Annotated in this window: 28 protein-coding genes; 18 read left to right on the top strand and 10 right to left on the bottom strand. The window is 62.8% G+C overall.

Annotated features, from left to right (window positions below):
• Positions 1-4: 4 nt before the first annotated feature.
• On the bottom strand, positions 5-463 hold the full coding sequence (locus tag RXV90_RS06355) for a hypothetical protein (protein ID WP_316647647.1): 459 nt from the start codon (positions 461-463) through the stop codon (positions 5-7).
• A gap of 259 nt (positions 464-722) precedes the next feature.
• Here RXV90_RS06355 and RXV90_RS06350 point away from each other — a divergent pair, with 259 nt between their 5' ends.
• Positions 723-1316: a thymidine kinase gene (locus RXV90_RS06350; protein ID WP_316647646.1), complete on the top strand. Its 594-nt coding sequence runs from the start codon at positions 723-725 to the stop codon at positions 1314-1316.
• Here the strand turns inward: RXV90_RS06350 and RXV90_RS06345 are convergent.
• The 5 genes from RXV90_RS06345 to RXV90_RS06325 form a co-directional block, all read right to left on the bottom strand.
• On the bottom strand, positions 1313-2269 hold the full coding sequence (locus RXV90_RS06345; RefSeq protein WP_316647645.1) for a 2-hydroxyacid dehydrogenase: 957 nt from the start codon (positions 2267-2269) through the stop codon (positions 1313-1315). The two genes, RXV90_RS06350 and RXV90_RS06345, sit on opposite strands and share 4 nt — an antisense overlap.
• Positions 2269-2604, bottom strand: coding sequence for a tRNA-binding protein (locus tag RXV90_RS06340; RefSeq protein ID WP_316647644.1), 336 nt, complete (start codon positions 2602-2604; stop codon positions 2269-2271). The genes RXV90_RS06345 and RXV90_RS06340 overlap by 1 nt, the downstream gene beginning before the upstream one ends.
• Positions 2601-3413 (bottom strand): pyrroline-5-carboxylate reductase, encoded by an 813-nt coding sequence (proC, locus tag RXV90_RS06335; RefSeq protein WP_316647643.1) that lies wholly within the window; start codon positions 3411-3413, stop codon positions 2601-2603. The genes RXV90_RS06340 and proC overlap by 4 nt, the downstream gene beginning before the upstream one ends.
• A 205-nt stretch (positions 3414-3618) precedes the next feature.
• Positions 3619-4119, bottom strand: a complete 501-nt coding sequence (locus RXV90_RS06330; RefSeq protein WP_316647642.1) for a type III secretion system chaperone family protein — start codon at positions 4117-4119, stop codon at positions 3619-3621.
• A gap of 250 nt (positions 4120-4369) precedes the next feature.
• Positions 4370-4618, bottom strand: coding sequence for an accessory factor UbiK family protein (locus tag RXV90_RS06325; RefSeq protein ID WP_316647641.1), 249 nt, complete (start codon positions 4616-4618; stop codon positions 4370-4372).
• Positions 4619-4712: 94 nt separating this feature from the next.
• On the opposite strand from RXV90_RS06325, the gene lgt reads away from it, so the two are divergent.
• The 5 genes from lgt to RXV90_RS06300 all read left to right on the top strand — a co-directional run bounded on the left by lgt (position 4713) and on the right by RXV90_RS06300 (position 9143).
• Positions 4713-5606, top strand: a complete 894-nt coding sequence (gene lgt, locus RXV90_RS06320) for a prolipoprotein diacylglyceryl transferase (RefSeq protein ID WP_316647640.1) — start codon at positions 4713-4715, stop codon at positions 5604-5606.
• Positions 5594-6667, top strand: a complete 1074-nt coding sequence (locus tag RXV90_RS06315) for a class I SAM-dependent methyltransferase (RefSeq protein WP_316647639.1) — start codon at positions 5594-5596, stop codon at positions 6665-6667. The genes lgt and RXV90_RS06315 overlap by 13 nt, the downstream gene beginning before the upstream one ends.
• Positions 6664-7422 carry a peptidoglycan editing factor PgeF gene (pgeF, locus tag RXV90_RS06310; RefSeq protein ID WP_316647637.1) on the top strand — a complete coding sequence of 253 codons (759 nt, stop codon included), beginning with the start codon at positions 6664-6666 and terminating at the stop codon, positions 7420-7422. The genes RXV90_RS06315 and pgeF overlap by 4 nt, the downstream gene beginning before the upstream one ends.
• Before the next feature lie 304 nt (positions 7423-7726).
• Positions 7727-7888 carry a hypothetical protein gene (locus RXV90_RS06305; RefSeq protein ID WP_316647636.1) on the top strand — a complete coding sequence of 54 codons (162 nt, stop codon included), beginning with the start codon at positions 7727-7729 and terminating at the stop codon, positions 7886-7888.
• A 439-nt stretch (positions 7889-8327) separates the two neighbouring features.
• Positions 8328-9143 carry a Hint domain-containing protein gene (locus tag RXV90_RS06300; protein WP_316647634.1) on the top strand — a complete coding sequence of 272 codons (816 nt, stop codon included), beginning with the start codon at positions 8328-8330 and terminating at the stop codon, positions 9141-9143.
• Positions 9144-9152: 9 nt separating this feature from the next.
• On the opposite strand, the gene RXV90_RS06295 is transcribed toward RXV90_RS06300, so the two are convergent.
• Positions 9153-9653: an Lrp/AsnC family transcriptional regulator gene (locus tag RXV90_RS06295; RefSeq protein ID WP_316647633.1), complete on the bottom strand. Its 501-nt coding sequence runs from the start codon at positions 9651-9653 to the stop codon at positions 9153-9155.
• A gap of 178 nt (positions 9654-9831) precedes the next feature.
• Between RXV90_RS06295 and trxB the strand changes: the two genes are divergently transcribed.
• The 4 genes from trxB (at position 9832) to RXV90_RS06275 (ending at position 13751) form a co-directional block, all read left to right on the top strand.
• The gene (gene trxB, locus RXV90_RS06290) at positions 9832-10830 is read left to right on the top strand and encodes a thioredoxin-disulfide reductase (protein ID WP_316647632.1); all 999 of its coding nucleotides are present in this window, start codon (positions 9832-9834) and stop codon (positions 10828-10830) included.
• Positions 10827-11285 carry a hypothetical protein gene (locus RXV90_RS06285; RefSeq protein WP_316647631.1) on the top strand — a complete coding sequence of 153 codons (459 nt, stop codon included), beginning with the start codon at positions 10827-10829 and terminating at the stop codon, positions 11283-11285. Before trxB ends, RXV90_RS06285 begins: the two co-directional genes overlap by 4 nt.
• A gap of 122 nt (positions 11286-11407) precedes the next feature.
• Positions 11408-13114 (top strand): bifunctional sulfate adenylyltransferase/adenylylsulfate kinase, encoded by a 1707-nt coding sequence (locus tag RXV90_RS06280; RefSeq protein WP_316647630.1) that lies wholly within the window; start codon positions 11408-11410, stop codon positions 13112-13114.
• 265 nt (positions 13115-13379) lie between these two features.
• Positions 13380-13751 carry a hypothetical protein gene (locus RXV90_RS06275; RefSeq protein ID WP_316647629.1) on the top strand — a complete coding sequence of 124 codons (372 nt, stop codon included), beginning with the start codon at positions 13380-13382 and terminating at the stop codon, positions 13749-13751.
• Between the two features lie 80 nt (positions 13752-13831).
• Here RXV90_RS06275 and parA read toward each other — a convergent pair whose 3' ends face one another.
• From parA to RXV90_RS06260, 3 genes are all read right to left on the bottom strand, one after another.
• Positions 13832-14455 (bottom strand): ParA family partition ATPase, encoded by a 624-nt coding sequence (gene parA, locus RXV90_RS06270; RefSeq protein WP_316647628.1) that lies wholly within the window; start codon positions 14453-14455, stop codon positions 13832-13834.
• Between the two features lie 66 nt (positions 14456-14521).
• Positions 14522-15139, bottom strand: a complete 618-nt coding sequence (locus RXV90_RS06265; protein ID WP_316647627.1) for an SOS response-associated peptidase — start codon at positions 15137-15139, stop codon at positions 14522-14524.
• The gene (locus RXV90_RS06260) at positions 15139-15525 is read right to left on the bottom strand and encodes a RidA family protein (protein WP_316647626.1); all 387 of its coding nucleotides are present in this window, start codon (positions 15523-15525) and stop codon (positions 15139-15141) included. Before RXV90_RS06260 ends, RXV90_RS06265 begins: the two co-directional genes overlap by 1 nt.
• Before the next feature lie 235 nt (positions 15526-15760).
• On the opposite strand from RXV90_RS06260, the gene RXV90_RS06255 reads away from it, so the two are divergent.
• From RXV90_RS06255 to RXV90_RS06220, 8 genes are read left to right on the top strand one after another with little or no spacing between them, the layout of a single operon-like run.
• Positions 15761-16756, top strand: a complete 996-nt coding sequence (locus tag RXV90_RS06255) for an ABC transporter substrate-binding protein (RefSeq protein WP_316647625.1) — start codon at positions 15761-15763, stop codon at positions 16754-16756.
• Positions 16757-16813: 57 nt separating this feature from the next.
• Positions 16814-17599 carry an ABC transporter ATP-binding protein gene (locus RXV90_RS06250; RefSeq protein ID WP_316647624.1) on the top strand — a complete coding sequence of 262 codons (786 nt, stop codon included), beginning with the start codon at positions 16814-16816 and terminating at the stop codon, positions 17597-17599.
• Complete coding sequence (locus tag RXV90_RS06245; protein ID WP_316647623.1) at positions 17596-18456, top strand: ABC transporter permease; 861 nt, start codon at positions 17596-17598, stop codon at positions 18454-18456. Before RXV90_RS06250 ends, RXV90_RS06245 begins: the two co-directional genes overlap by 4 nt.
• Positions 18456-19721 carry a cytosine deaminase gene (locus tag RXV90_RS06240; RefSeq protein ID WP_316647622.1) on the top strand — a complete coding sequence of 422 codons (1266 nt, stop codon included), beginning with the start codon at positions 18456-18458 and terminating at the stop codon, positions 19719-19721. The genes RXV90_RS06245 and RXV90_RS06240 overlap by 1 nt, the downstream gene beginning before the upstream one ends.
• A 1-nt stretch (position 19722) precedes the next feature.
• A complete protein-coding gene (locus RXV90_RS06235) occupies positions 19723-21123 on the top strand; it encodes an FAD-binding oxidoreductase (RefSeq protein WP_316647621.1) in 1401 nt (466 codons plus the stop codon).
• A 3-nt stretch (positions 21124-21126) separates the two neighbouring features.
• Positions 21127-21708: an NAD(P)H-dependent oxidoreductase gene (locus RXV90_RS06230; RefSeq protein WP_316647620.1), complete on the top strand. Its 582-nt coding sequence runs from the start codon at positions 21127-21129 to the stop codon at positions 21706-21708.
• Positions 21708-22331 carry an NAD(P)H-dependent oxidoreductase gene (locus RXV90_RS06225; RefSeq protein WP_316647619.1) on the top strand — a complete coding sequence of 208 codons (624 nt, stop codon included), beginning with the start codon at positions 21708-21710 and terminating at the stop codon, positions 22329-22331. Before RXV90_RS06230 ends, RXV90_RS06225 begins: the two co-directional genes overlap by 1 nt.
• Entirely contained in the window at positions 22328-23263 is a 936-nt protein-coding gene (locus tag RXV90_RS06220) for an isopenicillin N synthase family dioxygenase (RefSeq protein WP_316647618.1), read from the top strand. Before RXV90_RS06225 ends, RXV90_RS06220 begins: the two co-directional genes overlap by 4 nt.
• Positions 23264-23266 lie beyond the last annotated feature (3 nt).

Raw genomic sequence — 23266 nt, 5'->3', positions numbered from 1 at the left:
GGGCCTAGCCCGTCGCCTCGGCCTCGAGCTTCATCTTGATATCGATGAGCACCTGCTGAAGGGCGAGGGTTTCGCTCAGCATCCGCTTGGCTTCGTTGACCGAGATCACGCCGTCCTCGATGGACTGATGATATTCCGCCATCAGAAGCGCGAAACGCTGGCTGAGAGCGATCACATGGTCGTTCATGTTGCGCTCCGGCTGGTTCGGGCGGGCCGGATCGTGTTCGACCCGTGCGCCTGAAAGTTCCGCCAACGCGCTCGTGACATGGGGGTAGCCGGCCGCCTCTTCCAGAACCGCGACAGTGTCGACAGGCATGAACCGGTCGGCATGTTCCGGGGCGTCAGAGAAATAGCGCCCAAGGGTGGCCTTCGACTTGCCAGTGGCTTCACAGGCGGCCGCGAAGCCCACCGTCTTCACCAGGATTTCGGTATGCCGCTTCAGGTAAAGGTTTGGTCCGGCCATGTATCGTCCCTGCCCGTTCGTCTCAAACTACGGGGAAACCTGCCCGCTTCTTCCCATTAAGCCCTTGGCAACGCTGTGTCAGTAATCATCAAGCGGGGCAATGCCCCGGTTTTTTTACGAGTGACCGGCAAACCCCTTGCCGGTGATCGTAGGGTCCGACTGCGCTTTCGGCGTGTGGGGACGGCGAAGCCGGGGACGGCAGAGGCGCAGCGGGCCTTGCAAGTTGCTCTTGGCCCTTGCCTGCGCTACGCGCATCGCCATGGCAAAGCTGTACTTTCACTACTCGACCATGAACGCGGGCAAGTCGACGCTTCTTCTGCAGGCGGCGCACAACTACCGCGAGATGGGAATGACGCCATACCTAATCACCGCTCAACTCGACGACCGGGCGGGTGCGGGGCAGATCGGATCGCGGATCGGGATCTCGCAGCCCGCGGCGACATTCGCGCCCGGGGAGGATCTCTACGGCAAGATCGCGCGGCGGCTGGAAGACGGCCCGGTGGCGTGTGTCTTCATTGACGAAGCGCAATTCCTTGAGAAGTCTCAGGTCTGGCAACTGGCGCAGGCGGTGGATGACCTGCATGTTCCGGTCATGTGTTACGGGCTTCGCGTCGATTTTCAGGGAGAACTGTTCCCCGGATCGGCAGCACTTCTGGCCTGGGCCGACGAGATGCGCGAGGCGCGCACGATCTGCACCTGCGGCAAGAAGGCCACCATGGTGATCCGGCAGGATGCGGATGGCCGGGCGATCCGGGAAGGCGCGCAGGTGCAGATCGGCGGAAACGAGACCTACCTGTCGCTCTGCCGGAAGCACTGGCGCGAGGCGGTGGGGGATAGGGAGGCCAGGACCTAAACCGGGTTCGGCAATTCCTTTCCCTCCGCCCAGGCGATCAGGTTATCGGCAGCCATCTGGCCCATGGAGATCCGGACCTCGAGTGCCGAGGTGCCAAGGTGGGGGAGGAGCGTGACGTTTTCCATCGCTTTCAGGGCCTCGGGAACGTGGGGTTCGTGTTCGTAGACATCGAGCCCCGCGCCGGCAATCCGACCGTCCTGAAGCGCGGCAATCAGCGCGGCCTCGTCGATCACGTCGCCTCGAGCAATGTTGACGAGGTAGCCTTCGGCCTTCATCGCGGCCAGCGCCGCGGCGTCGACCAAATGACGCGTACCTGCGCCGCCCGGCACGGCGATGGCGATGATATCGGAAGCCTCCATCAATTCGGACAGCCCCTCAACCTGCCGCGAAGGAACTCCGGGGTCCTCGACACGGGACCGGTTGTGGAACAGGATCTCCATCCCGAAGCCGAAATGGGCGCGGCGCGCGATGGCCTTGCCGATCCGGCCCATGCCGACGATGCCGAGGGTTTTTCCGGTGACGTGGAGGCCCAGAAGCTGGGTGGGATGCCAGCCGGGCCAGTTCCCCGCGCGCACCATACGCTCACCCTCCCCTGCCCGGCGGCAGGTCATGAGGATCAATGTCATCGCGATGTCCGCGGTGGCGTCAGTGACTGCGCCGGGGGTGTTCGTGACGCTTACCCCGTGATCGCGGGCCGCGGCGACGTCGATGTGATTGTAACCCACGCCGAAGTTCGCGAGGATTTTAGCTCGAAGGGGGCTCGCGGCGGCGAAGATTTCAGCCGTGAAACGATCGCCCAGCGTGGGCAGGATCGCGTCATGGCGTTCCAGCGCGCCGATCATCTCGGCATCGGTCATCGGCAGGGTTTCGGTGCGCACCTCTACCTCGAAGGCGTTGCGAAGATGCTCGATCACTGGCTCGGGCAGTGGACGGCCCACGAGAACGGAAGGCATCAATAGAGCCTCCCGCCAATGGGTACGTCCTTATCGGGCGTGATCAGCACGACTTCGCCATCGGCATCAGGGACACCGAGGACCAGCACCTCAGACATCACCGGCCCGATCTGGCGCGGCGGGAAGTTCACCACGGCAAGCACGCGTTTGCCCGGCAATTCCTCGGGCGAGTAGTGGCGGGTGATCTGGGCGGAGGACTTCCGTTCCCCGATCTCCGGCCCGAAATCGACCCAGAGTTTGATTGCAGGCTTGCGGGCTTCGGGAAACGGTTCGGCGCGGGAGATTTCCCCCACGCGGACATCGACCTTCATGAAGTCGTCGAAGCTGATGGTCATTGGGCGAGTTCCCGGCTGCGGTTGGCGGCGGCGGCGACGGCGTCTTTCAGGAGTTTCGGGAAGCCACGGTCTTCGTCCATAAGCACCGCGAGTGCGGCGGCGGTGGTGCCGCCCGGGCTGGTGACGTTCACACGAAGCGCCGCGGGGTCCTGTCCGGAGCCTTCGGCGAGAGCGCCCGCACCAGCGACCGTGGCGCTGGCGAGTTGGGCGGCGAGAGGTTCGGGGAGACCTTCCGCCACCCCGGCTGCGGTGAGCGTTTCGATCAGGTGAAAGACATAGGCGGGTCCGGACCCGGAGACAGCGGTGACCGCATCCATCTGTTCTTCGCCGTCCAGACGGACAACCGCGCCCACGGCAGAGAGAAGCGCCTCGGCCTGATCAAGGTGATCCGATGTCGCGTTGGCGTTGCCGATGATGGCGGTGATGCCCCGGCCCACGGCGGCAGGCGTGTTGGGCATGGCGCGGACGATCGGGGTGGTCGGACCGAACACCTCTTCGAACCGTGCGATCGGGGTGCCGGCGGCAATCGAGAGGACCAGGGTCTTGCCACCGCCGAGGGCCGCGACCTGAGGAAGGGCATCTCCCATCATCTGGGGCTTGATCGCGAGAAGGACGATGGCGGGGCTTTCGGGAAGGGTTGCGTTGATCTTAACGCCCTGTTCCTTCAGCCAGTCGGACGGGGCAGGGTCAATCACGTGGACCGATGAGGCCGGCAACCCGCCGTTCAGCCATCCTTCCAGCATTGCAGATCCCATCTTGCCGCAGCCAAGAAGCACGAGGCCCCGCGCGGCGATACTGTCGAAGTTCATGGTCCCTCCCCCAAAATCGCGTTCCGGACGTCCGCCCTGCCCTAAAGCATTTCCCGGCCGTGCGGAAATGCATTTCGCGGCCTACCGCCGTCTCGTCGACCTCGAGGGGTGTTACCTGCGCCGGCCATCCGAAGAGGGAACGCGTGAAACGACAGGACCCGCCGACGCAAGGCGCAGCGGGTCCGTCTTGGGTGAGACTTCGGTGTTATGCCCGACCGTAAGCCTCGGAGATGGCGACCTGCATCGCCTCGGCCGGGGGTTTGTCCCCCCATGCCACCAACTGAAATGCCGGGTAGAAGCGTTCGGCCGCCATTACCGCCGTCGCGATCATCGTGTCGATCTGCTCGGGGCTGGCCATATTGCCGCCTGCAAGAACAAGGCCGTAGCGATAGACCATAAGCCGCTGCGCTTCCCAATAGGTGAAGGACCCGGCCCAGCACATGTCGTTGGTGCGGTTGAGCGTCTCGTAGATCGCGCCCATGCGATCCGACGGAGGTTCCATTTCGAAGGTGCAGATCAGACGCAGGGTCTCGTCATAACCGGACCAGGCGAGCGTGATGGAGTAGGTTCGCCACTGGCCTTCCACCGCCATCGCTATCTGGTCATCGGCAACGCGGTCGAAATCCCATTCGTGATGCTCGGCGATGTGCTCGACGATATCGATAGGATGAATGTCTTCGGTCAGAAACTGCTCGGAAAGCGACATGCCTTAGGCCTCATCTGTTATTGCCCGGGGCCTGTGACCGGCCCACTAGGCTTTGGTGCCTGCTCTAGGGGCGGCGTGCAGTCGCCACATCCCTTACAAGATATGGTGGTGCACCGGGAGGGGCCTGTAAAGGGATAATTTCTGAAATCGTCTTCCCCGCCTGCCCGGCGGGGAACGATACGCTCAATTCAGGCGCAGGTGTTTCTTTTCGCGTTGAGTTTGTGAGGGGGGTCGCCCGCGGCCGCGCGTCTTACTTCTTCGCAGCGGCCTCCAACGCGTCGAGCCGGGCTTTCAGCGCCTCATTCTCTTCCCGGGCCTTCTGGGCCATGGCGCGAACTGCATCGAATTCCTCGCGCGTCACGAAATCGCGGTCGGCCAGCCAGCGGTCGACCCAGCCTTTCATCGCCGTCTCGGCCTCTTCCCGCGCACCCTGTGCCACGCCCATGGCGTTGGTCATAAGTTGCGAGACGTCTTCGAGGATCTTGTTCCGGCTTTGCATGGTCGCGCTCCTGTGATCGGCACCCCCTCTATATGGCCGCGATTTGCGCAGCCGCAAGGTTGACAATCGCCGCGGGTCTGCGCATCCGGCGGACATGGTGTTTGCGATCCCATTTCCCGAGATCGGGCCGGAGCTCTTCGCGTTTTCCATTGCCGGGTTCGAGTTTGCGATCCGGTGGTATGCGCTTGCCTATATCGCGGGCATCCTGATTGGCTGGCAGATCGTCAAATCACTGTCCAGCCGTCCCGCGCTCTGGCGAAACGAAACGTCCCCGATGAGCCGGGAGGCCGTCGAGGACCTGCTTACCTTCATCGTATTGGGCGTGATCCTAGGGGGGCGGATCGGGTTCGTCCTTTTCTATCAGCCCGCCTATTACCTCGCGAACCCCGTGGAGATCCTCTTCATCTGGCAGGGCGGCATGGCCTTCCACGGCGGGCTTCTTGGGGTTGCGCTAGCGCTTGTCTTGTTTGCACGCAAACATGGCGCGCCGCTCATGTCGGCAGCCGATGCTCTGGCCGTCGCCACGCCGCCGGGCCTTTTTCTTGGGCGCAGCGCGAATTTCATCAACGGTGAACTTTGGGGGCGTCCGACGGACCTGCCCTGGGGCGTGATTTTCCCCGGCCTCCGGGCGCAGGATTGCCCCGGGATCGAGGGGCTGTGTGCACGCCACCCATCACAGCTTTACGAGGCCGTGCTGGAGGGGCTGATCCTCGGTGCTCTGCTTCTCTGGCTCGCTTATCGGAAGGGCGCGCTGAAGTGGCCAGGGCAGCTTACCGGCGTTTTCCTCGCGGGCTATGGCACGGCGCGCTTCATAGTCGAGTTTTTCCGGCAGGCGGATGCCCAGTTCATCACGCCCGGCAATCCGTTCGGCCATGTCGTCCGGCTTGGCGAGGCCGGCGTTACCATGGGCCAGCTTCTGTCGCTTCCGATGCTGGCGCTTGGCCTTGTGCTGATCGCCCTGGCCCGGTGGGGGACATGGACGCGCTGAAGGGTCAGCTTGTGCGTCGCATCCGGTCCATCGGACCGATGCCTCTGTCTGAATACATGGCGGCCTGCCTCACTCATCCCGAGCACGGCTACTACACCGGCCGCGATCCGCTCGGGGCCCGCGGGGATTTCACCACGGCGCCCGAGATCAGCCAGATGTTCGGAGAACTTCTTGGGCTTTCACTTGCTCAGGCCTGGATCGAGGCCGGAGCGCCCGCCGCCGTCACGCTGGCAGAGGCTGGGCCCGGACGCGGAACATTGATGGCCGATATCCTGAGGGCGACGCGCGGCGTTCCCGGATTTCATGCTGCAGTTACGATCCTTCTGATCGAGGTTTCGCCGACGCTCAGGGCGGTACAGGCAAAGGCGCTTTCGGACTACGACGTTACCTGTGCCGAGGGGATTGAAGCCCTGCCCGAAAGGCCGCTTTACCTTGTGGCCAATGAGTATTTCGACGCTCTTCCGATCCGGCAGTTCCGGCGCGAGAAGACCGGTTGGTCGGAGCGGATGGTGGGCCTCGGGCCCCAAGGCGAACTTGCCTTCGGCTGGTCCCCCGCCGCCCCCGTGGGCCTGCTTGTCCCCCGCGAGGCCGACACCGAGCAGGGGGATATCGTGGAGGTCAATCTGCAGGGCGAGGCTGATGCAGAGCGGATCGGGCGGCATATCGCGGCCCATGGCGGCGCGGCGCTGATCGTCGACTATGGTGACGACCGATCGCTCGGAGATACGTTTCAGGCGGTGCGCGCGCACGGATTTGCCGATCCGCTTGACGCCCCCGGAGCGGCGGATCTGACGGCGCATGTGGATTTCGGGGCGCTGGCCCGGGCCGCCATGTCCGCAGGCGCCGCCGTCAGTGCGATTACGCCGCAAGGTGTCTTCCTTGAACGGCTTGGAATCACCGAGCGCGCCCGTGCGATCGCCCGCGGGCTGGGGGGCCCCGCGCTCGATGCGCATATTGCCGCCCACCGCCGCTTGACCCACCCTCAGGAAATGGGCCACCTCTTCAAGGCAATGTCGATTCATTCCACGACGGGCGCACCGCCGCCGGGCCTCGAGACATGACGATCGAAATGATCACTTCGCCTCTCCTGAAAGGGATCCGCCACGGGTTCTTCACTCGAAAGGGCGGGGCCTCTTCCGGCGTGTTCGATGGCCTGAACTGCGGCCCGGGTTCATCGGACCAGAAGGAAATGGTCGAGATCAACCGGGCGCGTGTGGCGCAGGCGATGGATGTCGGGCCAGACGCCCTTCTGACGGTGCACCAGGTGCATTCGCCGGATGTGATTGAGGTCGACGGGCCTGTCGGCACGCCCCGGCCAAAGGCCGACGCCCTGGTGACGGCAACGCCTGGCCTGGCGCTCGCCGTGCTCACCGCCGATTGTCAGCCCGTGCTCTTTGCCGATCCCGATGCCGGGGTCGTCGGGGCCGCACATGCGGGATGGAAGGGCGCGCTCGAAGGGGTACTCGAGGCGACGATCGATGCGATGGAGGGGCTCGGCGCGAAGCGTGGCCGGATCTGCGCGGTCATTGGGCCTGCGATCAGCCAGCGTGCCTACGAAGTCGGGCCGGAATTCATGGACCGATTTCTAGACACCGACCCCGCGACGGCGCGCTTCTTCGCCGGTGGCGACGGCGACCGCGTTCAATTCGACCTGCCAGCCTACGGGCTTGCACGGCTCAGAGCCGCTGGCATCGGTGAGGCAGAGTGGACGCGGCATTGCACCTATTCCGATCCCGCGCGGTTCTTTTCCTACCGGAGAAGCGTGCACCGCAAGGAAGCGGATTACGGACGGCTGATTTCAGTGATTCGTCTCTAGGATCGCCAATCCGGCGCCGTTCATGGCAAAACTGTGGCGAAACCCCTGGAAAAGCTTTGCTTTCCCCGGAGAGCGACAATCCGGCCACCGCACATATGATTGTTGCGAAGCAAGAGAAACCGCCTCTTTTTCAACACCTTGTTAACCTTACGGAGGCATAAACGGGGCGCAGCGTTGGAGTTATCGGAACCGGGACGAAAAACCACGTATCGCGCCTAACCGCTGCCGCATTGCCCCGTCACCTTGCAACTAGGCCGGGGGCAGGTCCGGCAGCAACGGGACGAATAGGCTGGAGCGAGCAGACATGCAGATGGAAATCAGATTGAAGAAGCGCTGGATCACCACGGTTCTGAAAGAGGCGGATGCAATGTCCACCCCGCTTCCGTGGCAGCGCCGCAGCCAGGCCAATTCGAGCAGTGACAAACGGTTGTCGGGACCGTTCAAGGCGGACGCAAAGCGCGCCTGAGTGAAAAATCACTCCCCCACACCTCGTGTTCACACTGAGGCGGCTCCCCAGCGGAGCCGCCTTTTTTGCGAACCGGCATAAGCGCGGTGTTCCATGAGCCGCCAAGCATAGCACCCTTGATGATTGTCATACGGGTTGGCCATCCGGAACGGCGCACCTCGGCGGCTCTCCACACCACAAACCATGCACCGATTGGCCGGTTTTGTGGCGATTCGGGCGGCAATCCGGCGCCGTCGTGATATCGTCACGGATGCCGAAACAAAGGAGGAAGTGACTGGCGCATTAACGGGCGGACGGTCACGAATATCCCGGATTGTTTGACAAACGGCCCTCGAACAGGGCATCGTCCCACACATCGAAGTGTAAGTAACCAGTCATTCTGCACGAACGTATCGGTGGGGGCCGATGCAGATGTGACCAGACCGCGAGGACTGATCGCATGAGTACGAGTTTCCCCACCCGGCTTCCGGCCTTGGCCGCTGGCGCCACCATTACCCGCAAGAACAAACCCTGGAGCGTCCGCTCCGCAGGCACGGCGCCCGTCCAGCCAACGCCCCGTACCATTCCCTTGACCCGTCGCTACGAAGTGATGTGGCTCGACGCTGATGGTCAGGTCGAGGATTTCATTCGAATTGCCCCGGCAATCCCGATCTTCGAGGATGCCTTCAGTGCCTTCGCTCATGGCGCGATCATCCCGACGACGGAAGGCCCCGTCGCTGTCGAGGATCTGGTTCCCGGTATGGCCGTCGAGACAGCCTCGGGCGAAGTTGCCGTCCTGCGCTGGGTCGGCGCGATTACGCTTGTTCCCGGCGCGCCGTCGGCACGCGAAGGCGGGCAGAAACTCTACCGTGTGACCGCCGATGCATTCGGCCTTGGCCGTCCGGCGACCGATGTTACCTTCGGCCCCGCTGCCCGGCTTCTCAACCGCGATCCGGCGGTGCGCAACGCGCTGGGCTGCGAGGCCGCGCTTGCCCCGGTTTCGACCTTCGTCGACGGCATCGGCGTTGCGGAACTGAACCCGGTCTCGCCTGTCCGCGTCTACCACCTTGCCTTCGATCGCCATCACGTCATCCGTGTGGGCGGCGTTGAAGTCGAAAGCTACCACCCCGGCCCCGATGCCCATTACTCCATGAGCCAGGAATTGCGCGCCGTCTTCCTCGGTCTCTTTCCCTACGTCGAAGTCATGCAGGATTTCGGCCGCGTGCTCTGGCCGCGGGTCGAGGCGCAGGACACCGGCGAGTTGGAAATCGTCTGACCGTCCGCCTCAGGCAGAGCGGGCGAGCCTCTCTTCCAAGACATCAAACGGCACGCCCGGCGCGTCCTTCGCGCCGCGGATGACCAGCGAGGTCTTGACGCTCGCCACGTTCTCGGCGGCTGTCAGTTCCTCGGTCAGGAAGGTTTGGAACGTTGACAGATCGGGCGCCACGCATTTCAGGATGAAATCCACCTCGCCGTTCAGCATGTGGCATTCCCGGACGAGCGGCCAGGCGCGGCAGCGATTTTCGAATCGCGAAAGATCGGCCTCGGCCTGGCTGGTGAGGCCGACCATGGCAAAGACCTGGACTTCAAACCCCAGCGCGCGGATGTTCACCCGCGCGTGGTAGCCCGAGATATAGCCGTCCTCCTCGAGCGCACGTACCCTGCGCAGGCAGGGCGGCGCAGAGATTCCGACGCGGCGGGCCAGCTCGACATTCGTCATCCGGCCATCTTCCTGGAGCTCGGCCAAGATTTTTCTGTCGATCTCATCAAGCTTATGCGTCGCCATGTTTCCTCCCACCCGAATTTTCTGAAACTTAGGCTGAGAGCCGCCGATACGCAATAATATTTCAGAATAGCGCAATATCGTTATGCAACCCACCTTACCGCCCGAACGGACACTGCCACCCTTTTCGTTCCGTTATCTCCTGTCTATATCGAATGCCTGAGCTTTGGCGGAGGCGAACATGGGCGACACACGGCACACGAAGGTACTGATCATTGGTTCGGGGCCGGCCGGATATACCGCCGGGGTCTATGCCAGCCGCGCGATGCTGGAGCCGCTTCTGATCCAGGGCATCCAGCCCGGCGGTCAGCTTACCATCACGACCGAAGTGGAGAACTGGCCCGGCGACACCGAGGTTCAGGGCCCCGACCTAATGGTCCGGATGGAAGCGCATGCGCGTGCCGTCGGCACCGAAATCGTAGCGGATCACATCCAGTCGCTCGATCTTTCGAAGCGCCCCTTCACTGCAGAAGGCGATAGCGGCACGACATATACCGCCGACGCGGTGATCATCGCGACGGGCGCACAGGCGAAGTGGCTCGGTCTGCCGAGCGAGGAGCATTTCAAGGGCTTCGGCGTCTCTGCCTGCGCAACCTGCGACGGGTTCTTCTATCGCGGCCAGGAGGTCGCGGTGGTAGGCGGCGGCAACACCGCTGTCGAAGAAGCACTGTTCCTCACGAATTTCGCGTCGAAGGTGACACTGATCCACCGCCGGGATTCTCTTCGGGCCGAAAAAATTCTGCAGCATCGGCTGTTCAAGAACCCCAAGATCGAAGTCATCTGGGACCACGAGGTTGACGAGGTTCTGGGTGCGCAGGATCCGCGCGGTGTTGAGGGTCTGAGGCTGAAGCACGCGCAGACGGGCGAGCCCCGCGAGATCAAGGTCAGCGGATTCTTCGTGGCGATCGGCCATGCGCCGGCCTCTGAACTCGTGATCGACCAGCTTGAAACCCATCACGGGGGCTACGTGGTGACGAAACCCGACTCGACGGCCACCTCCATCCCCGGGGTGTTCGCCGCGGGGGACATCACCGATCACGTCTATCGCCAGGCGGTGACGAGCGCCGGCATGGGATGCATGGCCGCGCTCGAGGCGGAGCGGTTCCTGGCGGAGGCCCAGGGCGAGGATGTCAGCGCGCCACTCGGCTATGGGGCGGAGGTCGCAGGCGCCGCGGAATGACACGGCGTGCTCGGCTGATCGAGGCACTGGTGGCGGAAATCTGGGGGCGCACTGCAGTCGTGCATGGGGCGGGTGCGGAGTATCAGCACTTCTGGGAAAACGATCTCGAGGGGCCGCCGCTCCTTCTGGGGCGTCTGGGATACATGACCAGATCCCTTAGCGGGACAGGACACTCATTTGCCGAGGGCTGGCAGCCTGGCGACGCGCCACCGTTTTCCAAGTCACCTCCGCCCGCGACGGAGGACGCCTTGCTGGACGCGCTTGTCTTCATAGATCGGTGGCGTGGAGACGCAGACAGCAAGGTGTTTCAGTTGTTTTACGGGAGGGCGCTTCAGCCTGTTGGGCCGGATGTGCCGATGCCTCCCCCACGGGTTGCCGGTGCTCCGGCAAACGATGCGAAGGCGCTGGCGTTCCGCCGATGGGTCGCCGGACGGATCAAGACGCTGATCACATAGCGGGCGAGCCCAGTCGTTATTGCAAGGCGGCTATACTCGGAAAGCAGGCGAGTACCAGTTGAAACCGGGCCTCGTTTAGAGGTAGGTGGCGCCCACGTTCGCAACACGCAAGGCCGTTTCTCATGCAGCTTCCCAACCTTGTCCCGATCCCGGAACTCTATGTCTCTTACGAGAGTGCCCAGAAGCTGAAGGCCGAGGCCGGCGATCTGCCGTCCTGGGACCTGACGCCTCGCCAGATCTGTGACTTGGAACTGCTGATGAACGGCGGGTTCTACCCCTTGAAGGGCTTTCTGGGCCCCGAGGATTACGACAGCGTCGTAACCGACATGCGGCTTGCCGACGGCACACTCTGGCCGATGCCGATCACCCTCGACGTGAGCCAGGGCTTCGCGGATGGCCTTGAGGAAGGCCAGGATATCGCGCTCAGAGATCAGGAGGGCGTGATCCTGGCGATCATGTCGGTCACTGACAAGTGGACGCCGGACAAGGCGAAGGAGGCAAAGCACGTCTTCGGCGAAGACGACAGCGCGCATCCTGCGGTGAACTACCTCCACAACGTCGCGGGGCCAGTCTATCTTGGCGGCCCGATCACCGGGATCCAGCAACCCGTTCACTACGATTTCAAGGCCCGCCGCGACACGCCGAACGAACTTCGGGCCTATTTCCGGAAGCTGGGCTGGCGGCGAATTGTTGCGTTCCAGACGCGCAACCCGCTTCACCGTGCCCACCAGGAACTGACATTCCGGGCGGCGAAGGAAGCGCAGGCGAACCTTCTGATCCACCCGGTCGTGGGTATGACGAAGCCGGGGGACGTGGATCACTTCACCCGCGTCCGCTGTTACGAGGCTGTGCTCGACAAGTACCCCGCCGCGACGACGACGATCAGCCTTCTGAACCTGGCGATGCGGATGGCGGGACCGCGCGAGGCGGTCTGGCACGGGATCATTCGCCGCAATCACGGTTGTACGCACATGATCGTCGGACGCGACCATGCAGGCCCCGGCAAGAATTCGAAGGGCGAGGATTTTTACGATCCATACGCTGCGCAGGAACTCTTCAAGGAGCACCAGTCCGAAATTGGGATCGAAATGGTGGACTTCAAGCACATGGTCTACGTGCAGGAGAAGGCGCAATACTACCCCCGAGACGAGGTGCCGGCGGATGCCACGATCCTCGACATCTCCGGCACAGAATTGCGCCGCCGTCTGCGCGAAGGGCTCGAGATCCCGGAATGGTTCTCCTTCGGCGAAGTCGTGGCGGAACTGCGCCGCCGGTACCCGCCCCGTTCGCAACAGGGCTTCACTGTCTTCTTCACCGGGCTGTCCGGATCCGGCAAATCGACGGTCGCGAACGCGCTTCTGGTGAAGCTGATGGAGATGGGTGGGCGGCCCGTGACGCTTCTTGACGGCGATATCGTGCGGAAGAACCTGTCATCTGAACTTGGGTTCTCGAAAGAGCACCGCGATCTCAACATCCGGCGGATCGGATATGTCGCCTCGGAGATCACCAAGAACGGCGGGATTGCGATCTGCGCGCCCATTGCGCCCTATGCGACGACCCGGCGGGCCGTGCGCGAGGATATCGAGCAATACGGCGCCTTCGTGGAGGTGCATGTGGCGACCTCGCTCGAAGAGTGCGAGCGGCGTGACCGCAAGGGACTTTACCGGCTCGCCCGCGAGGGCAAGATCAAGGAGTTTACCGGCATCTCGGATCCCTATGACACGCCTGAGGCGCCGGAGCTTCGGCTCGATACGGAAAACGTCGAGGTGGATCACTGTGCGCATCAGGTTCTCCTTAAGTTGGAACAGATGGGCCTCGTAGCCGCCTGAACGGTCTAACCCCCTCACGATACTGAGAGAATCCTGACGAAACGCACACGGCGCCTCGCGGCGCCGTGTGCTCTGTTTCAGGATCCGGCACCTGCACAGCGCACTGTGCGCACACGCACCCATCTCGCGCAAATCTCACGTGTCCGTGCGTTGAAGAGAGGCCGCAACTCCCCCAGCTTTATCCCATCGGAGGCGCAATCCTCCCACCCAAATCCACTCCGGCGGGGCCGCCTCAGGCCCCCGAGACCAGAAAGGAACCAGACCCATGAAGACCCTCGTTCTTGCCACCGCAACCGCCATGGCCCTCTCCGCCCCCGCGTTCGCCGACACCTATGACGGCGCAGGCTCGCTCAACGAATTCGTCGCGCGCCACTTCGCCCAGGATCACGAGCCCGGAGACGGCCCCCGCTTCTTCCGCCAGAAGGTCGGCCAGACGACCGTGACGATGTCGACCTCGAACCGCGATCTCAACCACGTCGTCCGGTCGCATTTCGCCCAGGATCACGAACCCGGCGACGGCGCCCGCTACAAGCCGGGATCCGACCAGTCGAGCACAGTTCTGTCGACCAAGAACAATGACCTCGCGCGCTTCGTCTTCAACCACCTGAAAAACGAAGGCGAGCGCGGCGACAACTAAGCTGCCGCCTGTTCAGGACGCTCCCTCCCGCCTCCACCACTCGAAAGGCCCTCCTACACGGAGGGCCTTTTTTTTCAGCCCTAAGAGAGATGGGCGCGGACTTCGTCGGTCAGTCCCCGGATCTCCGCCGTCCAGGCGCCCTTGCCGCGCTCCAGAACCCCACGGCCGTGGCCCAGCGTCTCGGCATAGGCGACGCGGTTTCCGATCACCGTTTCCGCCTGGATGGCGTCGAGCGCGGCGATCGCCTCTGTCACATCGGCCAACACGCGTGTGCCGGCCTTTGCGCGGTTGAGGACAACCATCGCCGTCCGCCGTTCCCGTCGCGCCAGATCAAGAACGCTTTCCGTGGCCCAGACATCAACCTGGCTTGCAGCCACCGGTACGATCACCAGATCGCTTTCGCGCAGTGCGGGGCGCAGGTCGGCATCCACCTTGGGCGGCGTATCGACGAGAACGAAATCGTGGAGTTTCTTCAGCTTCTCGCATTCGTAGGACACGCCCCAGGCAGAAGCGGTGGAAAACTCCATATCCTCGATCCCGGCCTCGCGCCGCGCCATGAACCATCTTCCGAGAGAGCCCTGCGGATCGGTATCGAGAAGCGCGACGGACGCACCGTCGCGGGTGAGCGCCACTGCAAGATTAGCCGCGAGCGTCGTTTTGCCCGACCCGCCCTTCTGTTGTGCGACCGTGATGACCTGGCCCATATCCGTTTCCCCCGGGAAATGCTGCGGTGCAGCAATACACGTCCGCAGGTGAAATGCAATGCGGCCTTATGCGCCGGACCAGTCGACGCCAATCGCTTCTTCGATCATCAATCGGCCCTCGGGCAGCGTGTTCAGAAGAGACCGAGCAACGGCCTCTTCGCCGTCGAGCCAGCGGCCGATATCTGCGGGATCCAGCAGCACACCCATCCGATCGTGGATCGCCTCCACATCGGCGTTAGGCGGGCATGTCACCGTCGCGACCTGCCACATCTCGCGCCCGTCAGGCGCGCGCCAGAGATCGGAAATCGCCGCAAACCAGAGGGGAGCGCCGTTCTTCGCGCGGATCGACCACGCGGTCTTGCGCCGCGCCTTGCCTGTCCACTCGTACCAGCCATCGGCGGGAACAACGCAGCGGCCGACATCCGCAAATGCGCTCTTGTCGAAGACGGTTTCGGATCGCGCGTTGACGATCGTTTCCATCACCGGACGACCCCGCGCATTGGTGCGGCCGACGGGAAGCATGCCCCAGCGCATCCGGCGCAAGGTCGGCCCCGCGGCGATAGCCCATATCTCCTGACCCGGCTGGATGTTCCGGCGGGGCTGATCTTCGTTCTCCGGCGCTGGTATTCCGAGGATCCCGGCAATCTCCGCAACTGGGCGGGTAAGAAATATCCGTCCCGGCATCACACCGCAGCCACCACCTCGATCTCGACCTTGAATTCCTCTCGCGTGAAGCCCGCAACAATCAGAAGCGTCGAGGCCGGAAGACGGGAAATCCCGGACAGCCAGCGATCGCGCGCCGCCATGTAGCCCACCATATGCGCCCGGTCGGTGACGAACGCGTTGATGCGGACGACATCCGCCCTCCCTGCCCCGCCCGCGGCGAGGATCGCATCGATATTGGCAAAGCAGATGTCGGCCTGCGCTTCGGGATGCTCCGGCACCGTACCGTCGGCCGCGACGCCCAGCTGTCCGCTCGTGAAGACCAACCGCCGTCCGGCTGGCACAGCGACCCCATGGGCGTAACGGGCAAAGGGCGGTGCGATGTCTTCCGGCGTCAGCTCTTCCATTCAGTAACCTCTCCATCTCCACATTCTGCCACGCCCCTATTCCTGCGCGTGTGTCGCGCGGTTTGACAAGAGAGTATGCTTCGGTGCCGGCGCCGACTAAATTTTTGGCAATCCTGGGCGATCCGACTAAAACTTGATCGAAAGAAACGGAATCGCGCGCGCCGTGAGCCAACCTCGCTTTTCATTGCCGGGGCTGGATCACAGGTCAAACGTGACACCAACATCGGAGGATCTCATGTCTGCAAAACCCCTCGTTTGTGGCCTTGCGGCCGTGACGCTGAGCGCCGGCGCTGCCATGGCGCAGGACACAGTCGTTTTCGGGACGAACTGGCTCGCCCAGGCCGAACATGGCGGCTTCTACCAATCCGTCGCTGACGGTACGTATCTCGAGGAGTGCGGCTACCAGGTCGAAATTCTGCCGGGCGGTCCGCAGGTGAACAACCGCGCGCTCATGCTGGCGGGGCGGATGGATTTTCACATGGGCGGCGATCTGTTGCAGGCCTTCAATGCTGCGAAGGAAGGCATTCCGGTGGTGAACATCGCGGCGATCTTCCAGAAGCATCCGCAGGTCATTGTGACACATCCGGGCGAGGCCGAAAGCTGGGAGGATCTGAAGGATCTTACGCTCCTGATCGGAGACAACGGCTTTCAGTCCTATTATCAGTGGATGATCGCGGCGCACGGCTTCACCGCCGAACAACGTGAGCCCTACACATTCAACCCAGCACCCTTCCTTGCCGACAAGCGCGTGGGCATGCAGGGATACCTCTCCTCCGAGCCCTATCTTGTTCAGAAGGAGGGCGGGTTCGAACCCGGCGTCTTCCTGATTGCGGATGCGGGATATTCTTCCTACGCCACAACGATCGAGACCATGGCGGATACCATTGCTGAAGATCCCGCGAAGGTTCAGTGCTTCGTCGATGCGTCCGTAAAGGGCTGGTACAACTACCTTTACGGCGACAACGCGGCAGCAAACGAGCTGATCAAACAGGCCAATCCCGAGATGACCGATGACAAGATCGCCTACGCCATCGAGAAGATGAAAGCGTGGGGCATCGTGGATTCCGGGGATACCGAAACAATGGGGATCGGCGTGATCACCGACGCCAAGGTTGAGGACTTCTACAACAAAATGGTCGAGGCCGGTGTGGTCGAGGCAGGGTTGGATTACTCCGCGACCTACACGACCGAATTCGTCGGCAAAGGTGTCGGGCTGGACCTCAAGAACTGACGCATCGGGCGGGCGCTGTCCCGGCGCCCGCCCGTATCACGACCACGGGAGATACCGATGGCCCCGACGCCGCCGCCGGTAGGGGAACGCCCCCTGCTACTTGACATGCTCCACGTCGAAAAGACGTTCGGGCGGGATATCGTCGCGCTGCGGGATATGAACCTTGCGGTCAACGAGGGCGATTTCATCTCGCTTCTCGGGCCGTCGGGCTGCGGGAAATCGACGGCACTCAGGTTGATTTCCGATCTGATGCATCCGACTTCGGGGCGCATTCAATGGGTCGGCGGACATGGGCGCGACGACCTGGGCATCGTGTTCCAGGAACCGACCCTGATGCCCTGGGCGACTGTGGCGCAGAACGTGTGGCTGCCATTCCGCCTGCGCGGGCAGTCATACGCGTCGGTGCGCGACGAGATTCTGGAAGCCCTGAAGCTTGTGGGGCTCGAGAAGTTCCAGAATGCCTATCCCCGCGAGCTGTCGGGCGGGATGAAGATGCGGGTGTCGATCGCGAGGGCGATGGTGACGCGACCCAGGCTGATCCTGATGGACGAACCCTTTGCGGCTTTGGACGAGATCACGCGCTTCAAGCTCAACAACGATCTCCTGGAACTGAAGGCCAAGATCGGGTGCACAGTGATATTTGTGACCCATTCCGTTTTCGAAAGTGTCTTTCTGTCCGACCGGATCATCGTGATGGCTGCGCGGCCGGGCCGCGTGATCAGAGAGCTGGTGATCGACACGCCCTACCCAAGGTCCGAGGAGTTCCGCACCTCGGCGGAATACGCGGCATTCTGCCGGCAGGCGTCTGAGGCCCTTGGCGACGCGATCGGAGTGGCCGCATGAGCCTTGTAGAGAACGCCCCTATTACCGCCGTCACCGTGGACGAGGAGGAACTGGCCCGCGCCCGCCGCGCGAAGATCAACCGGATCGCAAAATGGACGCTGCCATCGCTCGTTCTCGTTATCTCGGTTCTGGCGTGGCATCTTTACGTAACGATTGGCGAGGTGCCGCACTACATCCTGCCGGGGCCGGTTCTCGTGTTCAGCACAGTGATCGAGGACTGGGGCCTGCTTTCCGAAGCCGCGCTGGTGACCGGCCGGCTGACGATCATGGCGCTTGCAATGGCGATCCTGGGCGGGGTGGGCCTCGCCGTGGCCTTTACCCAGTCGAAATGGGCGGAGATGAGCTTTTTCCCCTATGCCGTGATCCTGCAGGTGACGCCGGTGATCGCCATTGCACCGCTTCTGCAGATCTATGTGGAAAGTGCCTTCGTGGCCGCGCTTCTCTGCGCCTGGATCGTGGCCTTCTTTCCGATCCTGTCGAATACGACGATCGGGCTTAAATCGGCAGATCACAACCTCGAAGACCTGTTCACGATCTATGGCGCGTCGCGGTGGCAGCGGTTGAGATATCTTGCCGCGCCGTCTGCCCTGCCTTTTTTCCTCGGCGGGCTGAAGATCGCGGGCGGCCTGGCGCTTATCGGCGCGGTGGTGGCGGAATTCGTGATCGGGCGCGCAGGCACGGGGCTCGGCCTTGCCTCAACGCTTCTCGAGGCATCCTATCGTTTCAACTTCGGGCGGCTCTATGCTGCGCTGATACTGATTTCACTCATGGGGGTCGTGATCTTCGCGATCACCTCGATCATTAGTCACCTGTGCCTCAGATCCTGGCACGAGAGTGCGCTGAGCCGGGAACGCTGATGCCTCTTCCGGTGCTTCCAGAGGGTCCGGTGACGCTTCGGAACGCGTCCGTTCCAGGGTGTTTCGTGGGTGAGAGCGCCTCGATTGTCCGTCGGGATATCTCGATCGCGGACGGGACGATCAGCGATGGCGCGTTCACCGCAATCGATCTGAACGGCGCAATGATCTTCCCAGCCTTCGTCGACATGCACACACATCTCGACAAGGGGCATATATGGCCGCGTGCGGCAAACCCCGATGGCAGTTTCATGGGCGCGCTGACGACTGTTGGGGTCGATCGGGCGGCTAACTGGTTGTCGGAAGATGTGCGTGCGCGAATGACTTTCTCACTTAGATGCGCCTACGCGCATGGCACGCGGGCGATCCGCACGCATCTTGACAGCCTGCCGCCGCAGGGCGGGATTTCCTGGCCCGTCTTCGCCGAGGTGCGGGAGGAATGGGCGGGACGGATCGCGCTTCAGGGATCGAGCCTTGTCGGCTGCGACAGCTTTGAAAGCATCGCGCGGGACTATGCGGAGACGGCCGCACTGGTGGCAAACCATGGTGGCGTGCTGGGCATGGTCACCTATCCCGTTCCGGACGTGGCCCGGCGCATACGTGATTTCATCGACCTGTCCGACCGCTATGGTCTTGAGGCAGACTTCCACGTGGACGAAAGCCTCGATCCCGGTGCCGAGACCCTGCGCGCAATCGCCGAAGCGGTAATTGAAACCGGGTGGGACGCGCCGGTAACGGTCGGTCATTGCTGTTCTCTGTCGGTGCAGGACGAGGCACGGGCGCTCGACACGCTCGACCTGGTTGCCAAGGCCGGGATTCGGGTGGTCAGCCTGCCAATGTGCAACCTCTACCTGCAGGACAGACGCGCAGGGCGGACGCCGCGAAACAGAGGGATTACCTTGGTGCACGAAATGGCCGAGCGAGGGATCTCTGTGGCTTTCGCCTCGGACAACACGCGCGATCCGTTTTACGCTTATGGCGACATGGACATGATAGAAGTGATGCGCGAAGCCACGAGGATCGGTCACCTGGATCACTCGCGTGAGGACTGGCCCCGCGCATTCACCTCCACGCCTGCAGAGATCTGCGGCTTTGCAGCGCCCGACCTTTCCCCCGGCGCGCCGGCGGACCTGGTGGTCTGTGCCGCGCGGGACTGGACCGAGCTCTTCGCCCGCCCTCAGGCGGACCGCATCGTGATACGCTCCGGCCGGCCGATCGATCGTATGCTGCCCGATTACGCCGAACTCGACCATCTGATGAGGCCCTGACATGGAACCGAATGTTGCTGCTGCCAAAGAAGCGCTCTCGCACCTCGAGATCGAAACCTCGGACAGTGCGATTCGTGCGAATTCCCGGGATTTCTTCTGGTATTCGCCGGTTCTAAAGGACCGGCTGGATCACGTGACGGCAGATTTCGTGGTGCGCCCCAAGAGCGAGGCGGAGGTCATCGAAATCCTCAAGACCTGCTATGCCCATGATTGCCCGGTGACGACGCGAGGGGCGGGAACGGGAAACTACGGACAGGCAATGCCGCTTGCCGGTGGATGTGTCATGCACCTTCGTCACCTGGACAAGGTGAAGGAAATACACGCCGGCCGCGTGATCACCGAACCGGGAGTGCTACTGAAAGATCTCGACGCCGCCTGCAAGGAACATTCGGGGCAGGAGATACGCATGTTCTCCTCCACCTGGGCCACGGCAACGATCGGCGGCTTCATCGCCGGAGGCTCCGGCGGGGTGGGATCATGCACCTGGGGCAGCCTTCGCGACCTCGGCAATATCATCCGACTTCGGGTTGTGACGATGGAGGAAGAACCGCGGGTGCTGGAATTCAGGGGCGAGGAGCTGGCGCGCGTCAGCCACGCCTACGGCACCAATGGGATCATCACAGAAATCGAAATGCCGCTTGCTCCGGCCTACGACTGGACCGAGATGTTCGTGGCCTTCGACGAGTTTACCTCGGCCATGGCCTTCGCGGAGGAGCTTGCCAATCACGACGGCATTCTCATCAAGCTTGCAAACGTGTTCGAGGCGCCGATTGCCCATGCCTACTTTCAGCGCGTGAAACCCCATGTGGAGGCCGGAACGCATCTCGTCGGCCTGATGGTGGCGCCCCATTCTTTGGATGGGTTCCTAACCTTCCTCGGGCGGAGGCCCGAGGCAACGGTCATTTACCGCTCGGACGACAATGACTGGGCGCGCGGACCAGGGCCAGTATTCGAATATGGCTGGAACCATACGACCCTGCGCGCCCTCAAGGTTGATCCGAGCATCACCTATCTGCAGGTGCGCTATGGCTTTCCCAACCATCGCGATCTGGTGGAAAGGATGCGGACGGAGTTTTCGCCCGAAGTACTTCAACATCTCGAGGTATTGAAGGAGGGCGGCAAGGTGATCTTCGCGGGCCTCAGCCTCGTCAAGTTCACGACGGAGGACCGGCTGGACGAAATCATCCGCATTCACGAAGAGGCAGGTGCGATGATCTTCAACCCGCACCGCTACACACTGGAAGAAGGTGGGCGGCAAACGGTGGACGACCGGCAGCTTGCGTTCAAGCGGGAGGCAGACCCGAAGGGCCTTCTAAACCCCGGCAAGATGATCGCCTGGGACGATCCGGATTGGTCCTATCAGAGCATGTATGCCTATCCGAAGCTGCAGGCGGCTGAGTAAGTCGTGACGCGGGCGCTCGTTCTCTTCTCGCACCCATGCCCCGAAAGCTTTTCGTCCTCCCTTCACCACACAGTGGTCGAGACATTGAAAGGCCGGGGCTGGGACGTGGACGATTGCGATCTCTATGCCGAGGGCTTCTCGCCTGTTCTGACCGAGGCGGAGCGGCGCGGATACCACGACGTGCCGAAGAACCTTGCGTCGGTCGCCGAGTATGTCGAGCGCGTGCAGGCGGCGGATGCCCTAGTGATGGTCTTTCCGGTCTGGAACTTCGGCTATCCCGCAATGTTGAAGGGGTTTCTCGACCGGGTGTTCCTGCCCGGCGTCTCGTTCCGGCTTGAAGACGGCAAGGTCTTACCCAATCTCACGAAAATTCAGCGGCTGGCAGCGGTCACGACTTACGGGGGCACGCGGCTTCGTGCCGTTCTGGCCGGCGATCCCCCCCGGAAATGCGTGACGCGGGCAGTCTGGCATGTCTGCCGCCCGCGCAGCATGAAATACCTCGCCCTCTACGACATGAACCGCGCGACCGATGGCCAGCGCCGGGCCTTCCAGGCACGTGTTGCCCGGGAAATGGCTGCATTCTGATGCGGGCCCTCGTTGTCTATTGTCACCCGAACCCCACGAGCTATACAGCCGCCGTACGTGACCGGGTGATCGACCGGCTGGAGGCCGTCGGAGCCGAGATCCGGCTGCGCGATCTCTATCGCGACGGTTTCGATCCGCGCCTTAAACCGGAAGAACTGGTCTCCTACGCCGACGAGGCATGCAACACCGCGGGCGTGGCAGAGCATGTGGCGGATCTACGCTGGTGCGACACGCTGATCTTCATCTACCCGACATGGTGGTACGGGCTTCCCGCCGTGTTGAAAGGCTGGCTCGATCGGGTGCTGGTGCCCGGCGTCGCCTTTCAAATGCCCGACGAGAACGGCGATATCAAACCGGCGCTTACTCACATCACCCGCCTTGCGGTATTCACCACTTGCGGAGCGAGCCGCTGGCTGACTTTCCTGATCGGTGCGCCAGGGCGAAAGACGATCCTGCGCGGGGTCAGGCTCCTCTGTGCAAAGGGCTGCAAAACAAGCTTCAGCGCGCATTACCGGATGGACAGCGCGACGCCGGAAAGCCTGACTGCGCATCTTGACCGCGTCGGCCGCGCCGTGGACAGATGGGCGGTAGTGCCAAGTCATCCAGAGGAAGCCACACCATGAGCATTGCCATCCCGGTCCTGGACTGGTCGCGTTTCGAAAGCGGCGCAGATCGCGCAGGTTTCGTCGCCGATCTCGGTCGCGCCTGCCGGGAAACGGGATTTTTCCTTGTCTCAGGTCATGGCATCCCCGAAAGCCTGATCTACGAAACGTTCCGGGTGGCGGATGCGTTCTTCGATCTGCCGGTGGCCGAGAAAGCCCCACTCGACATTCGCAAGTTCGGCACCAATCGGGGGTGGACTGCAGAAGGCTCGGAAAATCTGGACGACACGACCACCCAGGTCGATCGCAAGGAGGCATTCAACATCGGCCTCGAGATGGCCGCGGACGATCCGCGCATCCTGTCAGGAGAACCCTTCCGGGGCATCAATCACTGGCCGGAAAATCTGCCGGGCTTCAAGGACACGGCGCTCGCGTATTTTGCAGCGGTCCACCAGCTTGGGATCGATCTTCACCGCCCCATCGCGCTCGACCTCGGGCTCGATGAGCATTATTTTGCCCCTTCTCTCGATGCACCTCTCGCGACCCTTCGGATGCTCCGCTACCCGGGCGGAAACCGGGATGGCGACGCGATCGGAGCGGGCGCGCATACCGATTACGGATCGATCACACTTCTGATGACAGATGACGAACCCGGCCTGCAGGTGCGTCCGCGCGGCGGCGACTGGATCGATGTGCCCCAGATCCCCGGCGCCTTCATCGTGAACATCGCCGACTGCCTGATGCGCTGGACGAATGACATCTATGTGTCGACCCCGCACCGTGTACTGGTGCCGCAACGGGTGCGCCGGTCGCTGGCCTTCTTCCTCGATCCGAATCCCGAAGCCGTGATCTCTGCCCTGCCGGGCACAGGTCAGGCGAAGTATCCACCGGTGACGGGCGCGGAATACCTGAAGATGCGCCTCGACGCGACCTACACGCCGGAGCCTGCCTGACCC

It is taken from the genome of Ovoidimarina sediminis (assembly GCF_032586175.1).
In the GTDB taxonomy this organism is placed as follows: domain Bacteria; phylum Pseudomonadota; class Alphaproteobacteria; order Rhodobacterales; family Rhodobacteraceae; genus Ovoidimarina; species Ovoidimarina sediminis.
Note: the sequence above shows the minus strand (reverse complement) of the source record. Positions and strands in the feature narration are given on the sequence as shown.